This is a genomic window from Ensifer sp. Root1252 (assembly GCF_001425885.1).
GTDB classification, from domain to species: domain Bacteria; phylum Pseudomonadota; class Alphaproteobacteria; order Rhizobiales; family Rhizobiaceae; genus Ensifer; species Ensifer canadensis.
Genome location: NZ_LMDT01000001.1, coordinates 459,447 through 476,566, shown reverse-complemented (window position 1 = coordinate 476,566; position 17,120 = coordinate 459,447). Strand labels below are relative to the sequence as shown.

At 62.1% G+C, this 17,120-nt stretch carries 16 protein-coding genes and 1 tRNA gene; 12 read left to right on the top strand and 5 right to left on the bottom strand.

Going from position 1 to position 17,120, the window contains the following annotated elements; genetic code table 11:
* Positions 1-11 precede the first annotated feature (11 nt).
* Positions 12-368 carry an MFS transporter gene (locus ASD02_RS39485; protein WP_051509151.1) on the top strand — a complete coding sequence of 119 codons (357 nt, stop codon included), beginning with the start codon at positions 12-14 and terminating at the stop codon, positions 366-368.
* Positions 368-1,090, top strand: a complete 723-nt coding sequence (locus tag ASD02_RS39480; RefSeq protein ID WP_051509152.1) for an MFS transporter — start codon at positions 368-370, stop codon at positions 1,088-1,090. The genes ASD02_RS39485 and ASD02_RS39480 overlap by 1 nt, the downstream gene beginning before the upstream one ends.
* A gap of 75 nt (positions 1,091-1,165) precedes the next feature.
* On the opposite strand, the gene ASD02_RS02355 is transcribed toward ASD02_RS39480, so the two are convergent.
* From ASD02_RS02355 to ASD02_RS02345, 3 genes are all read right to left on the bottom strand, one after another.
* On the bottom strand, positions 1,166-1,516 hold the full coding sequence (locus tag ASD02_RS02355) for a hypothetical protein (RefSeq protein WP_025425790.1): 351 nt from the start codon (positions 1,514-1,516) through the stop codon (positions 1,166-1,168).
* 117 nt (positions 1,517-1,633) lie between these two features.
* Positions 1,634-1,709: transfer RNA gene (locus tag ASD02_RS02350), tRNA-Thr, on the bottom strand.
* 78 nt (positions 1,710-1,787) lie between these two features.
* Positions 1,788-2,798 carry a nitronate monooxygenase family protein gene (locus tag ASD02_RS02345; RefSeq protein ID WP_025425791.1) on the bottom strand — a complete coding sequence of 337 codons (1,011 nt, stop codon included), beginning with the start codon at positions 2,796-2,798 and terminating at the stop codon, positions 1,788-1,790.
* A gap of 415 nt (positions 2,799-3,213) precedes the next feature.
* On the opposite strand from ASD02_RS02345, the gene ASD02_RS02340 reads away from it, so the two are divergent.
* Positions 3,214-4,389, top strand: a complete 1,176-nt coding sequence (locus ASD02_RS02340) for a hypothetical protein (RefSeq protein WP_025425792.1) — start codon at positions 3,214-3,216, stop codon at positions 4,387-4,389.
* A gap of 161 nt (positions 4,390-4,550) precedes the next feature.
* Here ASD02_RS02340 and ppk2 read toward each other — a convergent pair whose 3' ends face one another.
* Entirely contained in the window at positions 4,551-5,447 is an 897-nt protein-coding gene (gene ppk2 / locus ASD02_RS02335; RefSeq protein ID WP_025425793.1) for a polyphosphate kinase 2, read from the bottom strand.
* A gap of 131 nt (positions 5,448-5,578) precedes the next feature.
* Between ppk2 and phoR the strand changes: the two genes are divergently transcribed.
* The 7 genes from phoR to phoB all read left to right on the top strand — a co-directional run bounded on the left by phoR (position 5,579) and on the right by phoB (position 13,561).
* A complete protein-coding gene (phoR, locus tag ASD02_RS02330) occupies positions 5,579-6,850 on the top strand; it encodes a phosphate regulon sensor histidine kinase PhoR (RefSeq protein ID WP_025425794.1) in 1,272 nt (423 codons plus the stop codon).
* Between the two features lie 194 nt (positions 6,851-7,044).
* A complete protein-coding gene (locus ASD02_RS02325) occupies positions 7,045-8,079 on the top strand; it encodes a substrate-binding domain-containing protein (RefSeq protein WP_025425795.1) in 1,035 nt (344 codons plus the stop codon).
* Positions 8,080-8,174: 95 nt separating this feature from the next.
* On the top strand, positions 8,175-9,659 hold the full coding sequence (pstC, locus tag ASD02_RS02320; RefSeq protein ID WP_025425796.1) for a phosphate ABC transporter permease subunit PstC: 1,485 nt from the start codon (positions 8,175-8,177) through the stop codon (positions 9,657-9,659).
* Positions 9,656-10,978, top strand: a complete 1,323-nt coding sequence (gene pstA / locus ASD02_RS02315; protein WP_025425797.1) for a phosphate ABC transporter permease PstA — start codon at positions 9,656-9,658, stop codon at positions 10,976-10,978. Before pstC ends, pstA begins: the two co-directional genes overlap by 4 nt.
* A gap of 13 nt (positions 10,979-10,991) precedes the next feature.
* Positions 10,992-11,807, top strand: coding sequence for a phosphate ABC transporter ATP-binding protein PstB (pstB, locus tag ASD02_RS02310; protein ID WP_025425798.1), 816 nt, complete (start codon positions 10,992-10,994; stop codon positions 11,805-11,807).
* Between the two features lie 56 nt (positions 11,808-11,863).
* Positions 11,864-12,574: a phosphate signaling complex protein PhoU gene (gene phoU / locus ASD02_RS02305; RefSeq protein ID WP_025425799.1), complete on the top strand. Its 711-nt coding sequence runs from the start codon at positions 11,864-11,866 to the stop codon at positions 12,572-12,574.
* Between the two features lie 303 nt (positions 12,575-12,877).
* Positions 12,878-13,561, top strand: a complete 684-nt coding sequence (gene phoB, locus ASD02_RS02300; protein ID WP_025425800.1) for a phosphate regulon transcriptional regulator PhoB — start codon at positions 12,878-12,880, stop codon at positions 13,559-13,561.
* A 168-nt stretch (positions 13,562-13,729) separates the two neighbouring features.
* Here phoB and ASD02_RS02295 read toward each other — a convergent pair whose 3' ends face one another.
* Positions 13,730-14,251, bottom strand: a complete 522-nt coding sequence (locus tag ASD02_RS02295; protein WP_025425801.1) for a GcrA family cell cycle regulator — start codon at positions 14,249-14,251, stop codon at positions 13,730-13,732.
* Positions 14,252-14,672: 421 nt separating this feature from the next.
* Between ASD02_RS02295 and ASD02_RS02290 the strand changes: the two genes are divergently transcribed.
* Entirely contained in the window at positions 14,673-15,872 is a 1,200-nt protein-coding gene (locus ASD02_RS02290; RefSeq protein WP_025425802.1) for an aspartate aminotransferase family protein, read from the top strand.
* A gap of 129 nt (positions 15,873-16,001) precedes the next feature.
* On the top strand, positions 16,002-16,919 hold the full coding sequence (argF, locus tag ASD02_RS02285) for an ornithine carbamoyltransferase (RefSeq protein ID WP_025425803.1): 918 nt from the start codon (positions 16,002-16,004) through the stop codon (positions 16,917-16,919).
* The last annotated feature ends 201 nt before the right edge of the window (positions 16,920-17,120 follow it).

The following is a 17,120-nucleotide window of genomic DNA, read 5'->3' as shown; positions in this document are numbered from 1 at the left end:
GGAAAGGCAACATGAACATCCCCCTTCTTCTCCTCGCATTGGCGACCTTCGCCACCGGCACGGCGGAAAATCTCGTCATCGGCATCCTGCCCGATGTGGCGTCAGGGCTCGGCGTCTCGATCGGCCTCGCCGGGCAGCTGACGTCGGTCTTCTCCGTGACATTCGCGTTGGCGGCGCCGGCAGCCCTCATGCTGACGGCGCGCCTGGAGCGCAGGACCCTGCTTTTAGTGACGCTGGGGCTCTTCATCACAAGCAACGTCGTGGCCGCTGCCAGCCCGAATTACGGCGTCCTGGTTGCCGCCCGCATCGGCATGGCGGCCGCGAGCGCAGCGTCTTTATCGGCCTTGAGCTGTTTGCGGCCTGCGTGATGTTGGCATGTGGCTGGTTCGTACCGGGGGGCGGTCGGTCGAAGCCGGCGCACGGTGGCTCCTATGCCGGCCATCTGCGCTCGCTACCCTGCGTCTGCGCGCAGCTCGTGTCGGTGCTGATGATCGGCGGTCACTTCATCCTGTTCGCCTATCTCGCACCCTATCTGGCCGAGATCGTCGGGATGCGGGGCGATGAGGTCGTCACAGCCTTTTTCGCCTTCGGCGTGGCCGGCGTCTGCGGTGGATATCTCGGCGGCCGGTTCAGCGATGCCGTTCCGCCGCGGCTGGCGATCCGGTTGACGCCGCTCGCCTACCTGCTTGCGCTGATCGCCGTACCCTTCATGTCCGAGATGCGCCTGCTGTTCCTAGTGGTGATGATGCTGTGGGGCTGCATCAGCTGGATGATTTCGCCCGTGGTGCAGAGCTTTCTGATCAGCCAGAGCCCCGAGACGGCGGAAGCCGGCATCGGTCTCAACCTGTCGGCGATGCATGTCGGCGTCGGGCTGGGCACGGGCATCGGCGGTCTGCTTGTCGAAGCGGCCTCGCCATCTGTGCTTCCGGCCGCAGCCGCGATTCTGGCGGGCCTTGCCGTGGTCGCGGCATTCGCGCGACATGGCGTGTGCCAGCGCCGGAAGGGGCCGATCGCCAGCCGGCGGCGTGAGCGAGCGGTCGACAGCGCCGCGCGTCTTATTAGACGCGCAAAGGTCGCTGTAGCACTTTGAATTGCTGCATGTCTTTTGTCCTTAAATCGAATAGGATTTAAGGAAACATGCAGTAGGCTGTCGTTTGACTGCAGATCAGGATGTGGCGCCGGGTAGCGGCAGGTTGAGCGCCGGGCCGGGGCTGACGCCGTGCTGTCGACGGACCTGCCGCGATGCGCTGCCGTCGAACAGCGACATTGGCAACGTCCCTGTCAGGATCCAGCGATAGGGCGAGCCGGCATCCGGTTCGCGCGATTGATGCGGTATCGACGCCAACGGCAGCACGTATTCCGGACGGCGCAGGCCCGCGTCCTTGTTTCCGAGCCAGGTGAGCACGACAAACACCTCGCCGCCGATCTCCAGCGCCGACAAGGAACAGGTCCGGCCGGAGACATTGGCCTGGACGGCATCCTCGTGAACTTGAAAACGGCTGACTTTAAGCGACATCGATCGGCTTCCTCGAAATGGACCTCTTGCCGGCCGCTCATGCGTGGCAAGACGAGCTGACCTTCGGCCAGCTTCAGACTTTCATCCCGCTACAGTGCTCATTTCTTTGAAGGAAAATGGTGCCGCTTAGCAGACTCGAACTGCTGACCCCATCATTACGAATGATGTGCTCTACCAACTGAGCTAAAGCGGCCCTGAGGCGGTTCCGCGAAAAGTCCGCGGAACGAAGTGTGAGGCGCTGATAAACGCAAAGCGCCAAGATTTCAAGCCATCAGTTTCGAGAACTTGAAAATTCCTTGTTGGCGGCGATCGTGGGGGCGGGGCGGAGCCCGAGGCGGGCGCGCGCGGCGTCGTATTCGCGCTCCCACCGATCGACCATATGCGCGACCGAAGTGACCTCGCGGACCGCGCCGATGCCCTGGCCGCAGCCCCAGATGTCCTTCCAGGCCTTGGCGCCCTCGGTGGCCTGGGCGAAGTCCATCTTCGACGGGTCGGCTTCCGGCAGGCTTTCCGGGTCCATGCCAGCCGCCAAGATCGATGGCTTCAGGTAGTTGCCGTGAATGCCGGTGAAGTAGTTGGAATAGACGATGTCGGCGGCATTGCTGTCGACGATCATCTGCTTGTAGGCGTCGCTGGCGCGCGCTTCTTGCGTGGCGATGAAGGGCGAGCCGATATAGGCCATGTCGGCGCCCATCGCCTGGGCTGCCAGGATGGCGCCGCCATTGGCGATCGCGCCGGAGAGAAGCAAGGGGCCGTCGAACCAGGAACGGATTTCCTGGACGAGGGCGAAAGGCGAGAGCGTGCCCGCATGGCCGCCCGCGCCCGCTGCAACGGCGATCAGGCCGTCGGCGCCCTTGCGGATCGCCGAATTGGCGTGGCGGTTGTTGATCACGTCGTGCAGCACGATGCCGCCGTAGGAATGAATGGCGGCGTTGACCTCGGGCACGGCACCGAGCGATGATATCACCACCGGCACCTTATACTTGATGCAGAGCATCAGGTCCTGTTCGAGGCGGGTGTTGGACTTGTGGACGATCTGGTTGACGGCAAAGGGGGCAGCCGGACGGCCGGGGTTCTTGGCGTCGTGGTCGGCCAGCGTTTCGGTGATTTCGGCAAGCCACTCGTCGAGCTGCGATTGCGGGCGGGCGTTCAATGCCGGGAAGGACCCGACCACTCCTGCCTTGCACTGCGCGATCGTCAGTTTGGGATGCGAGACGATGAACAAGGGTGCGCCGACAACAGGCAGTCTCGTCGTTCCGGAAAGAATTGGCGGCAGCGACATCGAGTTCTCCATCCCATGAAATTTTTGACGTTTGCGTAAACGTCAAAATAGATAGCAGCAAGTTGCGCGCTTGCAAAGATGCGGATTTTCGAAGCGAAGCGACGGTTCGGAAGCAGTTTTCCCCGCCGTTGCCGGGGCTGCCGGCGCGTCGGACTTGCGGATTTTGAAAGCAGCGGTTACGCAATTGTTAACAAAACCAACGGCGTGCATCCGGAATTAACCGATAAGAGCTTGCGGATGATGAAAAAGGCACCGATCGAATGCCGAGCGCCGGCGGGGGCTACTGCATAATCCTTTAAATCGGATCCGATTCAGGGATAGGATTATGCAGCAGATTTAAGGCGTTACAGCGTCCTTTACGCGTCATATTTGACGCGCGGCGCTGTAAGGCCCGGTGTGCACAGAAGGATTTGACGTGAGCGGACTCGAAACTGCAATCCGAAATGCGCTGGAGCGCTCCGACAGAACCAACGCCGAAACGCGGGCGCGCATCTATCAATCTGCGCGACAGGCGCTGGAAACCGGGCTGCAGAAGCAGGGAATCGAGGATCAGAACGTCGTCGCCCAGCAGCGCCATCGGCTGGAAGCGGTCATCCATGCGATCGAAACCGAGGAGCGCGCGGCGTTGAAGGCACGCCCGGCGCCGACCCCTTCGGTCAGCCTCGACGACGCGGTCACGCCACGCGATACAGCAACGAGCAGGCCCGAGCTGCAGCCGTCCGCGCCCGCTAGCGGCCGCCGCGAGCCGGCTTTCGCCGGCCAGGCACCGCGCGATGCGCCGAATGACGGTGGGCTTGGCAGCCTTCGCGCCGACCGCGATGGCCCCGTTGTCTCGACGGCAGCGGCCGGCGAGGTCGCGGCCAGGCAGTCGCATGAAGGCCGAGGCGCAGTTGCGCCGGAAGCGCGCGCGACGGACGGTCGCAAGCGTCGACGCAAGCGGGGGCGTCTGCTTTCGCTCGCCATGGTCGTTGCGACGCTTGCCGCCGCGGTCGTGGCTGCCGTCTGGTGGGTCGAGACCAACAATCTGCTGCAGTCGCCGGCCGCGCGCGATACCAATGTCGCCAACCCGCCGGCAACAGTGGCATCGCAGGATTTCGACGGTGCCGCCGGTCTGCAGACCCTCGGTGCCCAGGAAGGCTTCACCGGCGACTGGGTCGAGGTGTATGCGCCCGGCAAGACAGGCGCGATCACGCCCGGCCCGCAGGCGACCGCCGAACAGGTCAACGACGATGGCGGACCGCGCGCCCTGCTGACATCTGGGAATGCCGATGCCGACGGTGACGTGACCATCGAGATCCCGGCCGCGATCCTGGCCGAGCTTTCAGGCAAGACGTCGACACTGGCGTTGACCGTCCAGGCCGCACCTGGCAAGTCGACCGAGTTTGCGGTGGAGTGCAACTTCTCTTCGCTGGGCGAGTGCGGTCGCCACCGTTTCACCCTGCATGACGAACGGGTCGACATGCTGTTCAAGGTCACCTTCGATCGCAGCCTTGCGCCGAGTGCTGCCGGGCAGATCGTCATCAACAGCGACATCAGCGGCGGCGGCAAGGGCATGAACCTTTACGCCATCCGCGTCCTGCCGGGTCAATAATCCCAACGCAGGTGGGTATAGACCGACGGGCGGCCGGCTGACGCTAAAGCGCGTCCCGATCTCAAGTGTTCTCTTGTTGCGCTTTACAGCGCCGCGCGTCTTTTCTTGCGCATGTCGTTGTCGCAAAATCGCTGCGCACTTTTGCGCGACAGGCCGCGGGCCTATTTCAGGAAGCCGGGGCCCGAGCCGATGATCTTGTCATCGACCTCGCCGATGGCGTCCTTGTCCTTGCCCTCATAATCGAGCTTGGAAAGCATGTGCCGAATGAGGTTGAGACGGGCGCGCCGCTTGTCGTTGCCACGCACCACGGTCCATGGCGCCTGGTCCGTATGGGTCTCTTTCAGCATCTGGTTGCGCTTATCGGTATAATCGTCCCATTTGTTGAGTGCGGCGATATCCATCGGCGACAGCTTCCAGATTTTCAGAGGATCATGGCAGCGGTCGTGAAAGCGCTTGAGCTGCATCTCGCGGCCGATGTTGATCCAGAATTTGAAGAACTGAATGTCTTCGTGCACGATCATCTTTTCAAAGCGCGGCACCTGCTTCAGGAATTGCTCGTGCTGCTCGGGCGTGCAGAAGCCCATGACCGGCTCGACGCCGGCGCGGTTGTACCAAGAGCGGTCGTAGAGAACGAGTTCGCCTGATGTCGGCATCGTCGCGATGTAGCGCTGGAAGTACCATTGCCCACGCTCGGTTTCTGTCGGCTTCGTCAGCGCGACGACGCGCGCCCAGCGGGGGTTCAGGTTGCCGCTGGTCGCATGGATCGCGCCGCCCTTGCCGGCCGCGTCGCGGCCCTCGAACAGGGCGATGATGCGCTTGCCGGTTGCCTGCTGCCAGAGTTGCAGCTTGACCAGTTCGATCTGCAGCTTTTCCAGCGTCTTCAGGTATTCATCGTCGTCGAGCTTCTTCTTGTAGGGGTAGTCGTCGGAGGAGAACGCGGCCTCGTCGATCCACTTCGGCAATTCGGGATTGTCGATGTCGAAGAGCCGCTTCTTGCCGCCGATATCGAGTTCTACCGCCCGGCTTTCGGTCTTCGTTGCTGCCTGCGTTGACGCCATTTGGTCTTCCTCCAGCCCGAGCGATTTCCTGTGAGGAGGCCACAATTGCATTGCGGATTCAAGCGCGTCGTGAAAATCATGTCATGAACGGTCGCTATCTCTCGACCATTTAGGGTCGGGAGGAAGACAAAGTGATTCATGAGGATATCGTGCTGGACGGTTCCAAGGCGTTCTGGCGGATGCTCGTGCCGCGACTGAAGGCAGAACGTTGGCTCCTCGGCCTGACGGCGCTGCTCGCCGCGCTTGCGACCGTCGCCGGCATTCATTTCCTCGTCGTGCTGCCGTTCTGGATCGTGCTTGCCGCAGCCCTGCTCAACCGCAGCGCGCCTTCGGTGCTACCGAAGGCCGCAAAAGCGGCAAAGGTGGCCGCGGTTGCGGGCGCGGCCAGCGACGCCCTGATCCCAGCCCTGAACGCGCTCGATATGCCGGTGCTGGTGGTGGCTGTCGATGAAACGGTCGTCTTCCAGAACATCGCTGCCGAAAAGGCTTTCGGCACCATCCCGCCCAACAGCTATCTTGCCGCCCGCGTTCGCTCGCCCGGCATTCTCGATATGGTCCGCGAGACGATCGCGACCGGCAAGATCAACCAGATCGAGCACACCGAGCGGCTGCCGTCCGATGCCGTCTATGTGGTCCGGGTGGCGCCAGCCGAAATCGGTGGCGATGGCCCATGGCGCCGGATCTTTCTCTTGACCTACCGCGATATTTCGCAGGCCCGCCGCATCGATCGCATGCGCTCTGACTTCGTCGCCAACGCCAGCCACGAGTTGCGCACGCCGCTGGCGTCGCTGCGCGGCTTCATCGAAACCATGCAAGGCCCGGCGCGCAACGACGCGAAGGCGCAGGAGAAGTTCTTCGGCATCATGCACGAGCAGGCGACGCGCATGAGCCGCCTCGTCGACGACCTCCTGTCGCTGTCGCGGCTGGAGCTGAAATCGCACATCGCGCCAGACGATACGATCGATCTGCGGCCGCTGCTCGGCCATGTCCGCGACAGTCTTGCTCCGCTTGCGGGCGATCTTGACGTGACGATCACGCTGACAATGCCCGAGACGCCTGTGGTCGTTCAGGGGGATCGCGACGAACTGATCGAGGTTTTCGAGAACCTGATCGAGAATGCCTGCAAATACGGCCAGGAAGGCAAGAGGGTCGATGTCGAGCTTTCCGGCGACGACGGCGGGCAGGCGGAGGTCGTGGTCAGAGACTACGGCCCCGGCATTCCGGCCGAGCATGTGCCGCGCATCACCGAGCGGTTCTATCGCGTCAATGTGGAGGCCAGCCGCTCGAAAAAGGGCACCGGTCTCGGCCTTGCGATCGTCAAGCACATCCTGACCCGCCACCGCGCGCGGCTCCTGATCCACTCGGAGTTGGGCAAGGGCACGGTGTTTACCGTGCGCTTTTGACATATTGGCGCGGGATAATGCCGCTGTGTTCATTTTTCATTATTATTTTCAATGACATGAGCTGTCATAAATGTTTCGCGAAACTGACATAAAAGGTGTGGCTATCGGCGGCTAGTTAGGGGCAGCCGATCAAACGGCGAAGAGCGCTGCAACGCTTGGCGCACTCAACACCAGCCCATTCCGGGAGAACTTTTATGAAAGCTCTTAAACTCACCGTAGCGGCGCTTGTCGCATCCGCCGCATTCGCCGGCGTGGCTGCCGCGCGCGATCAGGTTCAGGTCGCCGGCTCCTCGACCGTTCTTCCCTACGCAAAGATCGTCGCCGAGACGTTCGGCGAAACGTTCCCGGACTTCAAGACCCCGGTTGTCGAATCCGGCGGCTCCTCGGCCGGCCTGAAGGAATTCTGCAAGGGCGTTGGCCCTGATACCATCGACATCGCCAACTCCTCCCGCAAGATCAAGGACAGCGAAGTCGAGGCCTGCAAGGCCGCCGGCGTCACCGAGATCCAGGAAATCCAGATCGGTTATGACGGCATCGTCTTCGCAACCGACGCCGGCAACGCCGACCTCGCCCTGAAGCCCGTTGATCTCTACAAGGGTCTGGCTGCCGAAATCGTCGTCGACGGCAAGCTCGTTGCCAACCCTTACAAGAAGTGGTCTGAAGTCAACTCCGCTCTGCCGGACGCCGACATCGCCGCCTTCATCCCGGGCGAAAAGCACGGCACGCGCGAAGTCTTCGAAGAGAAGATCCTGGCCGCAGGTTGCAAGGAAGCTGGCGCCATTGACGTCATCAAGGCCGCCGTTGCCGATGAGAAGCAGCAGCACAGCAAGTGCGTCGCAGTCCGCAAGGACGGCATGGCTGTCGACATCGACGGCGACTACACCGAAACGCTGGCCCGTATCGCTGCCAACAAGAACGGCATCGGCGTATTCGGCCTGTCCTTCTACGAAAACAACGCCGACAAGCTGAAGGTCGCCACCGTCAACGGCATCGTTCCGTCGACCGAAACGATCGCTTCCGGCGAATACCCGGTTTCCCGCCCGCTGTACTTCTACGTCAAGAAGGCACATCTCGGCGTTATCGCGGGCCTCAAGGAATATGTTGAGTTCTTCCTCGACGATCAGATGATCGGCCCGGAAAGCCCGCTTGCAGAATACGGCCTCGTCGCTGCTCCGGACGCCGAGCGCGAAGAAGTTCGCAAGGCTTTCGCAGCCGGCAACATGCTCTGATACTGACAAGCCCCGGCGCGATGGTCTCGCGCCGGGGCATGCCTCCATCCGAACTGCCGGCAGCGCATTGAGCGTCACGCCGCGGAGACGTGCCGATGAGTACTTCATTTCTTCTTTTGCTCATTGTTGTAATTGGTTTTATTTCTTATTTTGGGGGTCGTGCGCGCTCCTTCGCACAGGCTGGCGGCAAGCTCTCCAATCTGCATTCCTTACCCGGCTATCACGGCAGCTATGTCGCCATCTGGGCGATCCTTCCAGCGGCGCTCGTACTCGGCGCCTGGCTCGTCGCCGCGCCCATGTATATCGACTCCAGCACCCGGGCGACCTTGCCCGAGACGGTGCAGACGCAGGGCGGCGCCACGGTCGAGCTGGCGCTTGGCCAGGTCAAGTCGGTCGCCGGCGGCCTGAAGCGGTTGACGGCCGAAGAAGTTTCGGCGCTTGAAAGCGGTTCGGCCAATCTTCGCTCGACGCTTGCGGCCAAGGGCGTGGCTCTTGCCGGCGAGGGCGAACCCTACATGATCACCGCCGCCCAGCATTTCAACGCGATGAGCGCCACCAATCGCTGGCTGATGAGCGCCGTCGTCCTGCTGATCGCGATTGCCGGCGGCTTTTATGCCATCCGCAACATCGCCACCCGCTTCCGCGCCCGCAACCAGGTCGAGCGCGTCATGCTCGGCGCGCTGATCGTAGCGTCCTCGATCGCCATCCTGACGACGGTCGGCATCATCGCCTCTATGCTGTCGGAAGCCGGCCGCTTCTTCACGATGGTTTCACCCTTCGAGTTCTTCTTCGGCACGGTCTGGGACCCCCGGTTTGCTGCCGCCGGAAGCGGTGGCTCCTCCGGCCAGTTCGGCCTGATCCCGCTTCTCGCCGGTACGCTCTACATCGCCTTCGTCGCCATGCTGTTTGCGGTGCCGATCGGCCTGTTTGCCGCCATCTACATGGCGGAATATGCCAGCCCACGACTGCGTTCGACGGCAAAGCCCCTGCTCGAAGTGCTCGCCGGCATCCCGACCATCGTCTACGGTTTCTTCGCACTTGTGACCGTCGGCCCATTCCTGCGCGATATCTCTGCCCAACTGAACGGTCTCGTCACCGGCAATTATCAGAACTTCATCCAGGCACAGAGCGTCGTGACCGCCGGCATCGTCATGGGCATCATGCTGATCCCGTTCGTGTCCTCGCTTTCCGATGACATCATTACCCAGGTACCGCGGGCCCTGCGCGACGGTTCGCTCGGCCTTGGTGCCACCCGCTCCGAGACAGTCAAGAAGGTCATCCTTCCCGCAGCACTTCCGGGCATTGTCGGCGCTCTGCTTTTGACCGCCTCGCGTGCCGTCGGCGAGACGATGATCGTGGTGCTTGCCGCCGGTGTCGCGGCCCGCATGCAAATCAATCCTTTCGAGCCGATGACCACGGTGACGGTGAAGATCGTCAACCAGCTGACGGGTGACCTTGAGTTCACCTCGCCGCAGACGCTGGTTGCCTTCGCACTCGGCATCACGCTCTTCGTTATCACGCTCGGCCTCAACATTTACGCGCTCTACATCGTGCGCAAATATCGGGAACAGTACGAATGACCGACATCGCTTCCCCGGCCGTCCGGATCTCCGTCCGCCCCGCATCCGCCAAGCGTGATATCGGCATCAAGCGTCGCTACGCGGCCGAGCGTCGGTTCCGTGCCTATGGCATCAGCGCCATCAGTCTTGGCCTGTTCTTCCTCGCTCTGCTGCTGTGGACGGTGATCTCCAACGGCTACACCGCGTTCCAGCAGACGACGATCACGCTGCCGATCGAATTCACCGAAAAGGTCATCGATCCCAAGGGTGAGCGCGCGACCGACGGCAAGGTGCTGGTGGCGGCCAACTATCCGCTGCTGGTCCGCGATGCGCTGATCAAGCAGCTCGGCATCGATCCGAGCAATCGTCCGCTGGTCAAGCGGGCCACCGACATGGTGTCTGCAAGCTCCCGCACGCTGTTGCGCGACATCGTCGTCGCCGACCCGTCGGTTATCGGCAAGACCATACCGGTGACACTGCTCGCCGAAGCCAATGTCGACTCCGCCTTCAAGGGGCAGATCGACCTGAAGGTCGATGAGAGCAAGCGCAAGGTCAAGGACCAGCAGGTCACCTGGATGAACGAGCTTGCAAGCGCCGGCGTCCTGAAGAAGAGCTTCAACACCGGCATCTTCACCTTCGGTGCCTCGAGCCGTCCGGAAGCGGCAGGCGTCGGCGTTGCCGCCCTCGGTTCGCTGTTCATGATGCTGATCGTGCTCGTGCTGTCGCTGCCGATCGGCGTTGCCGCCTCGATCTATCTCGAAGAGTTTGCGCCGAAGAACCGGCTGACCGATCTCATCGAGGTCAACATCAACAATCTCGCCGCCGTTCCGTCGATCGTCTACGGTCTCTTGGGGTTGGCCGTATTCATCAACTTCGCCGGCATGCCGCGCTCGGCCGCCCTCGTCGGCGGCCTGGTGCTGACGCTGATGACCCTGCCGACGATCATCATCGCCACCCGTGCAGCGTTGAAGGCGGTCCCGCCGTCGATCCGCTCGGCAGCGCTCGGTCTCGGTGCGTCGAAGATGCAGACCATCTTCCACCACGTCCTGCCGCTGGCGATGCCGGGCATCCTGACCGGCACGATCATCGGTCTCGCCCATGCACTTGGCGAAACCGCGCCGCTGCTGTTGATCGGCATGGTCGCCTTCGTCGTCGATTATCCCGGCTCGCCGATGGAGCCGTCGACCGCGCTGCCGGTGCAGATCTACATGTGGGCCAACGAGGCGGAACGCGCCTTCGTCGAGCGCACATCCGGCGCGATCATCATTCTTCTCATCTTCCTCGTCGTCATGAACCTTGGCGCCATTCTGTTGCGACGTCGCTTTGAGCGCCGTTGGTAGTGAGGTAATTACTATGAACATCATGTCAGAAGCAGCAGTCGAAAAAGCCTTGGATCAGAAAATGAACACCGTGCCCTACAAGATGATCGGCAAGGATGTGTCGGTCTACTACGGCGAGAAGCGTGCGCTTTTCGACGTCAATCTCAATATCCGCGAGAACACGGTGACAGCGCTGATCGGCCCTTCGGGCTGCGGCAAGTCGACCTTCCTGCGCACGCTGAACCGCATGAACGACACCATCGAGAACTGCCGCGTCACCGGCAAGATCACGCTCGATGAAGACGACATCTACGACCCGACGATCGACGTCGTGGAACTGCGAGCCCGCGTCGGCATGGTGTTCCAGAAGCCGAACCCGTTCCCGAAGTCGATCTACGACAACGTCGCCTACGGCCCGCGCATCCACGGGCTTGCCCGCACCAAGTCTGAGTTCGACGAAGTCGTCGAGACCAGCCTGCAGAAGGCTGGTTTGTGGAACGAGGTGAAGGATCGCCTGCAGGAGCCGGGCACCGGTCTTTCGGGCGGCCAGCAGCAGCGTCTGTGCATCGCGCGCGCCGTTGCCGTCAGCCCTGAAGTGATCCTGATGGACGAGCCCTGTTCGGCGCTCGATCCGATCGCGACGGCCAAGGTCGAGGAACTGATCCACGAGCTGCGTACCAACTTCACGATCGTCATCGTCACCCACTCGATGCAGCAGGCGGCGCGTGTTTCGCAGCGCACTGCCATGTTCCACCTCGGCAATCTTGTCGAGGAGAACGACACCGACAAGATGTTCACCAATCCGGATGACCAGCGTACCCAGGACTACATCATGGGCCGGTTCGGTTGATGGCCGAAGCTCCTCTTCACCCCGTTTCCTGAACGCGCCCGCAAGGATCGAAGACTATGTCCATGCACATAATGTCCGCCTACGACGAAGAACTGAAATATCTCACGCGCCGCATCTCCGAGATGGGCGGGCTTGCCGAGCAGATGGTGGGCGAATCCGTTCGTGCGCTTGTCAATTCTGACCTCGCCTTGGCGCAGAAGGTGATCTCCGACGACACCATCCTCGATGAAGCCGAACGCCAGATCGGCGAAAAGGCAATCGTCACCATCGCCAAGCGCCAGCCCGTTGCTGCCGACCTGCGCGAGATCATGGGATCGATCCGCATCGCGTCCGATCTGGAGCGCGTCGGCGACCTCGGCAAGAACAACGCCAAGCGTGTCATCGCGGTTGCCGGCTCCGGCATCCCGCGCAAGCTGGCGCGCGGTCTCGAACACCTGGCAGAGCTTGCGCTGGTGCAGCTCAAGGAAGTCCTCGACGTCTACGCTTCCCGCTCGCCGGAGAAGGCCAACAGCATCCGCGAGCGCGACGAGGAGATCGACGCGATCTACACCTCGCTGTTCCGCGAGCTGCTCACCTACATGATGGAAGATCCGCGCAACATCACGCCCTGCACGCATCTTCTCTTCTGTGCCAAGAACATCGAGCGTATCGGCGACCACGCCACCAATATCGCCGAGACGATCTACTACATGGCGACGGGCGCGCAGCCGGAAGGCGAGCGTCCGAAGGACGACAATACGTCGACGCTGGGTGCCGTGAAGGACTAACGCATGTCGCGCAAAAGTGCGCAGCGGTTTTGCGATAACGACATGTGCAAAAACAAGAACTTAAAGCACAACAAGCGCATCTTAGAGATCGCGACGCGCTTTAAGACCCGGATACGTTCGAGTGCCTGCTTATGAACCTGCTCCGGTCGCAGCCCTGGTTGCGGCCCTGCTCTACTGCGTCTGAAGCTATACGTTTTCGCGCGTGCCTATGAAAACGCGCGGAGTGCTCCAGATTCTATATGTTCGAGCATCTCTTTGCGTTCGATCGAACGCGAGACGCTCTGGGTAAGGAGACGTTGCCTGATGTTGCCGAAAATCGCCGTTGTCGAAGACGAAGAGGCGCTGAGTGTCCTGCTGCGTTATAACCTCGAAGCCGAAGGGTTCGATGTTGATACGATCCTGCGCGGAGACGAGGCGGAGATCCGCCTACAGGAGCGCCTCCCGGATCTCCTGATCCTCGACTGGATGCTGCCGGGCGTTTCCGGCATCGAGCTTTGCCGCCGGCTGCGCCAACGTCCGGAAACCGAGCGCCTGCCGATCATCATGCTGACGGCGCGCGGCGAGGAGAGCGAGCGGGTTCGTGGCCTTGCCACCGGCGCCGACGATTATGTCGTCAAGCCGTTCTCGACCCCGGAGCTGATGGCCCGTGTCAAGGCGATGCTGCGGCGCGCCAAGCCCGAGGTCCTCTCGACGCTGCTTCGCTGCGGCGACATCGAGCTCGATCGCGAGACCCATCGCGTGCATCGCCGCACCCGCGAGGTCCGCCTTGGTCCGACGGAATTCCGCCTGCTCGAATTCCTGATGTCGTCGCCGGGCCGGGTGTTCTCGCGCTCGCAACTCCTTGATGGCGTCTGGGGCCACGATATCTATGTCGACGAGCGCACCGTCGACGTGCATGTCGGTCGCTTGCGCAAGGCACTGAATTTCTCGAGCATGCCTGATGTCATCCGCACCGTTCGCGGTGCCGGCTACTCGCTCGAAAGCTGAGCCAGCCGGCCACTGCAGCGCCGCGCATCTTAATGGACGCGCAAAGGTCGCTGTTGCATCTTGAATTGCGGCATGTTTCCTTGAAGCGAATACGAACCAGGGAAACATGCAGCAGCCAATAAAAAAGGGGCCGTGCGGCCCCTTTTCTGCATGTGGTTTTCGGTCGTCTCAGCGAGCGCGACGGCGCTCGGAGGTCGGCTGATAGGCAAGCCGCGCATGGAATGTGCAATAGGGCGAAGCTTCCGGGGAATCGTTGCCGCAGAAGTGGAATTCTTCCTTGAGCGGGTCGCCGATCGGCCATTTGCAGGTGCGCTCGGTCAACTGCGTCAGCTCCAGGCGGCGCGACATTGGCACGACCACATCCGTCTGGATGCGGAAATCCTGTTCGGCGACGAGATCGACTTCGACCTCTTCCTTGAGCACGGTCGCGCCGGCCGCACGGGTAACCGTCCGTGTCGTGACGCGCGAAGCGTAGTTCGGAGCGCGCGGCGCCGAAGTCGGGCGCTGCTTCGGCCGGGTCGCGGCGGTGGTTCCGCCAGCCTTGGCCCTGCCGGGCAGGCTCAGCCGGTGAACCTTGCCGATGACCGCATTGCGGCTGACGCCGCCGAGCTGTGCCGCGATCTGGCTCGCGCTCAGGCCCTCGGACCAAAGCTTCTTCAGTTTTTCCACCCGCTCGTCAGTCCAGTTCATTTCTGCACTCTCCGTTCTCAGCGTTGGCGATGACAGAATCTCTCACCACGCTCCGGACAGGCTCCGGAGCTGCAACGCGATAACACTTTTGGTGACTAGGCCCGCCGCATGCGTCTAGTAATTGAACATTAACCTACTGACCGGCGGACTCCGTGGCAAGAGTCCCGCGAATCGCGCCGAATCGATTTCTTGGTTTTCCCCAACTTGCTGGGTGGGCGTTGCATTTTTGCAAGCCCCGTCGCGTGATTTTTTCGTCGCATGGATCAGACCCGTCCGACCGCACTGCAAAGCTTGGTTTTGTTGACATTGCGCTGCGAAATAGGAATAGTGCCTGCGCCGCCGCAAGGCGGCATTTTTAATTTTTTGCCGCGCTCAACAGGGGCTCGGATCGATGCCGATAGCAATGAAGGAGAGGCTCGCCATGACTGCAACCACGCCGCTTTACGACACCTACATGCGTGCGCCGTTGCGTTTCGAGCGAGGAGAGGGCGTCTGGTTGATCGCCGAAGACGGCTCGCGCTATCTCGACTTCGCCGCCGGCGTCGCCGTCAACTCGCTTGGCCATGCGCATCCGCATCTGGTCGAGGCGTTGAAGGCGCAGGCCGAGAAGGTCTGGCACCTGTCCAACCTTTATGAGGTCCCCGGCCAGGAGAGCCTTGCACGCCGGCTGACGGCCGTCACCTTCGCCGATCGTGTCTTCTTCACCAACTCGGGTGCCGAGGCGCTCGAATGCGCGATCAAGACTGCGCGTCGCTACCACTATGCCAAGGGCAATCCGGAGAAGTTCCACATCATCACCTTCGAGGGTGCCTTCCACGGACGCACGATCGCGACCATCGCGGCGGGTGGTCAGCAGAAGTACATCGAGGGCTTTGGCCCGAAGGCCCCGGGTTTCTATCAGGTTCCCTTCGGCGATATCACGGCGCTCAAGGATGCGATCACCGACGAGACGGCGGCGATCCTGATCGAGCCGATCCAGGGCGAGGGCGGCATCCGCCCGGTCACCAAGGAATTCATGCAGGAGCTGCGCGCGCTTTGCGACGAGTTCGGTCTGCTGCTGATCCTCGACGAGGTCCAGTCCGGCGTCGGCCGCACCGGCAAGCTTTTCGCCTATGAATGGGCTGGCATCCGTCCGGATATCATGGCTGTCGCCAAGGGCATCGGCGGCGGCTTCCCGCTCGGTGCCTGCCTTGCGACCGAAGAGGCGGCTGCCGGCATGGTCGCCGGTACGCACGGTTCGACCTATGGCGGCAACCCGCTTGCCATGGCTGTCGGCAACGCCGTGCTCGACGTCATCCTGGCCGACGGTTTCCTGGAGCATGTCCGCGACGTGGCCCTGGTCTTCCGCCAGGGCCTCGCGTCGTTGAAGGACCGTTTCCCCGATGTGATCGAGGATATCCGCGGCGACGGCCTGATGCTCGGCATCAAGGCGAAAGGCCCTTCGGCCGATCTCCTGAAGGCGATCCGCGCGGAGAAGCTGCTGGCTGTTCCGGCCGGCGAAAACGTCCTGCGCCTGTTGCCGCCGCTGACGGTGACCGCCGCGGAAGCGCGCGAAGGCCTGGCGCGGATCGAGCGCGCGGCCGAAGCCGTGAGAAGCAGCAGCGGTACCGCCGCAGCCTAATTTGTGAACCCGGAGATCGGCAGCGATTTTCCCAAGGGTCCATGCGCGAGCCCAAGGTGTCGAGCGTTCTTTTGGCTCTTCGACACCGGTCGCGCTCCACGGGCCATTCTGAGACAGGAATTGACTACGATGGCAGGCACAAGACATTTCATCGATCTTTCGGCCATGACGGCAGCCGATCTGCGCACGATCATCGATGACGCACGCGTGCGAAAGACGGCGACGAAGGCCGGAACCGCCGAAAAGCCGCTCGCCGGCAAGATGTTGGCGATGATCTTCGAAAAGCCTTCGACCCGCACGCGCGTCTCCTTTGACGTCGGCATGCGCCAGCTCGGCGGCGAAACCCTGTTTCTCTCGGGCACCGAAATGCAGCTCGGCCGCGCCGAGACCATCGGCGACACTGCCAAGGTGCTGTCACGCTACGTCGATGCGATCATGATCCGCACCACCGATCATCGCCGTCTTCTCGAGCTTGCCGAGCACGCCACGGTGCCCGTCATCAACGGCCTGACCGACGACACCCATCCCTGCCAGATCATGGCCGATATCATGACCTTCGAGGAGCATCGCGGCCCGGTGAAGGGCAAGACCATCGCCTGGACCGGCGACGGAAACAACGTGCTTCACTCGCTGATCGAGGGCTCGGCCCGTTTCGGCTACCGCATGAACATGGCGGTGCCGCTCGGTTCCGAGCCGCACGACAAGATCCTCAACTGGGCGCGCAACAATGGCGGCGAGATCCTGCTTTGCCATGAGGCCGAGCAGGCCGTTGCCGGCGCGCATTGCGTCGTTACCGACACCTGGATTTCCATGAACCAGGAGCATCGCGCTCGCGGCCACAACGTCTTCCAGCCCTTCCAGGTCAACGACGCGCTGATGAGGCACGCCTCGCCGGACGCACTGTTCATGCACTGCCTGCCGGCGCATCGCGGCGAGGAAGTGACCGACGAGGTCATCGACGGGCCGCAGTCGGTGGTATTCGACGAGGCGGAAAACAGGCTGCACGCACAGAAGTCGATCATCGCCTGGTGCATGGGGCTCGTCTGATCGGCGCGTCTGCCTATTGAAATTTCCCGCATGCGACACGATTTAGGCCGAATGCGGGACGTTCCGGGGTGGAAACAACGGACGTTACCTGACGACAGGCAGCGCATGATCGGCCGGCAAAACGGCACATGCCTGCTAGACAAATCCGTTTATGGCGGGATCGAATAGGATAACGGGCAGGCTGCACCGGAGGATGTTTAT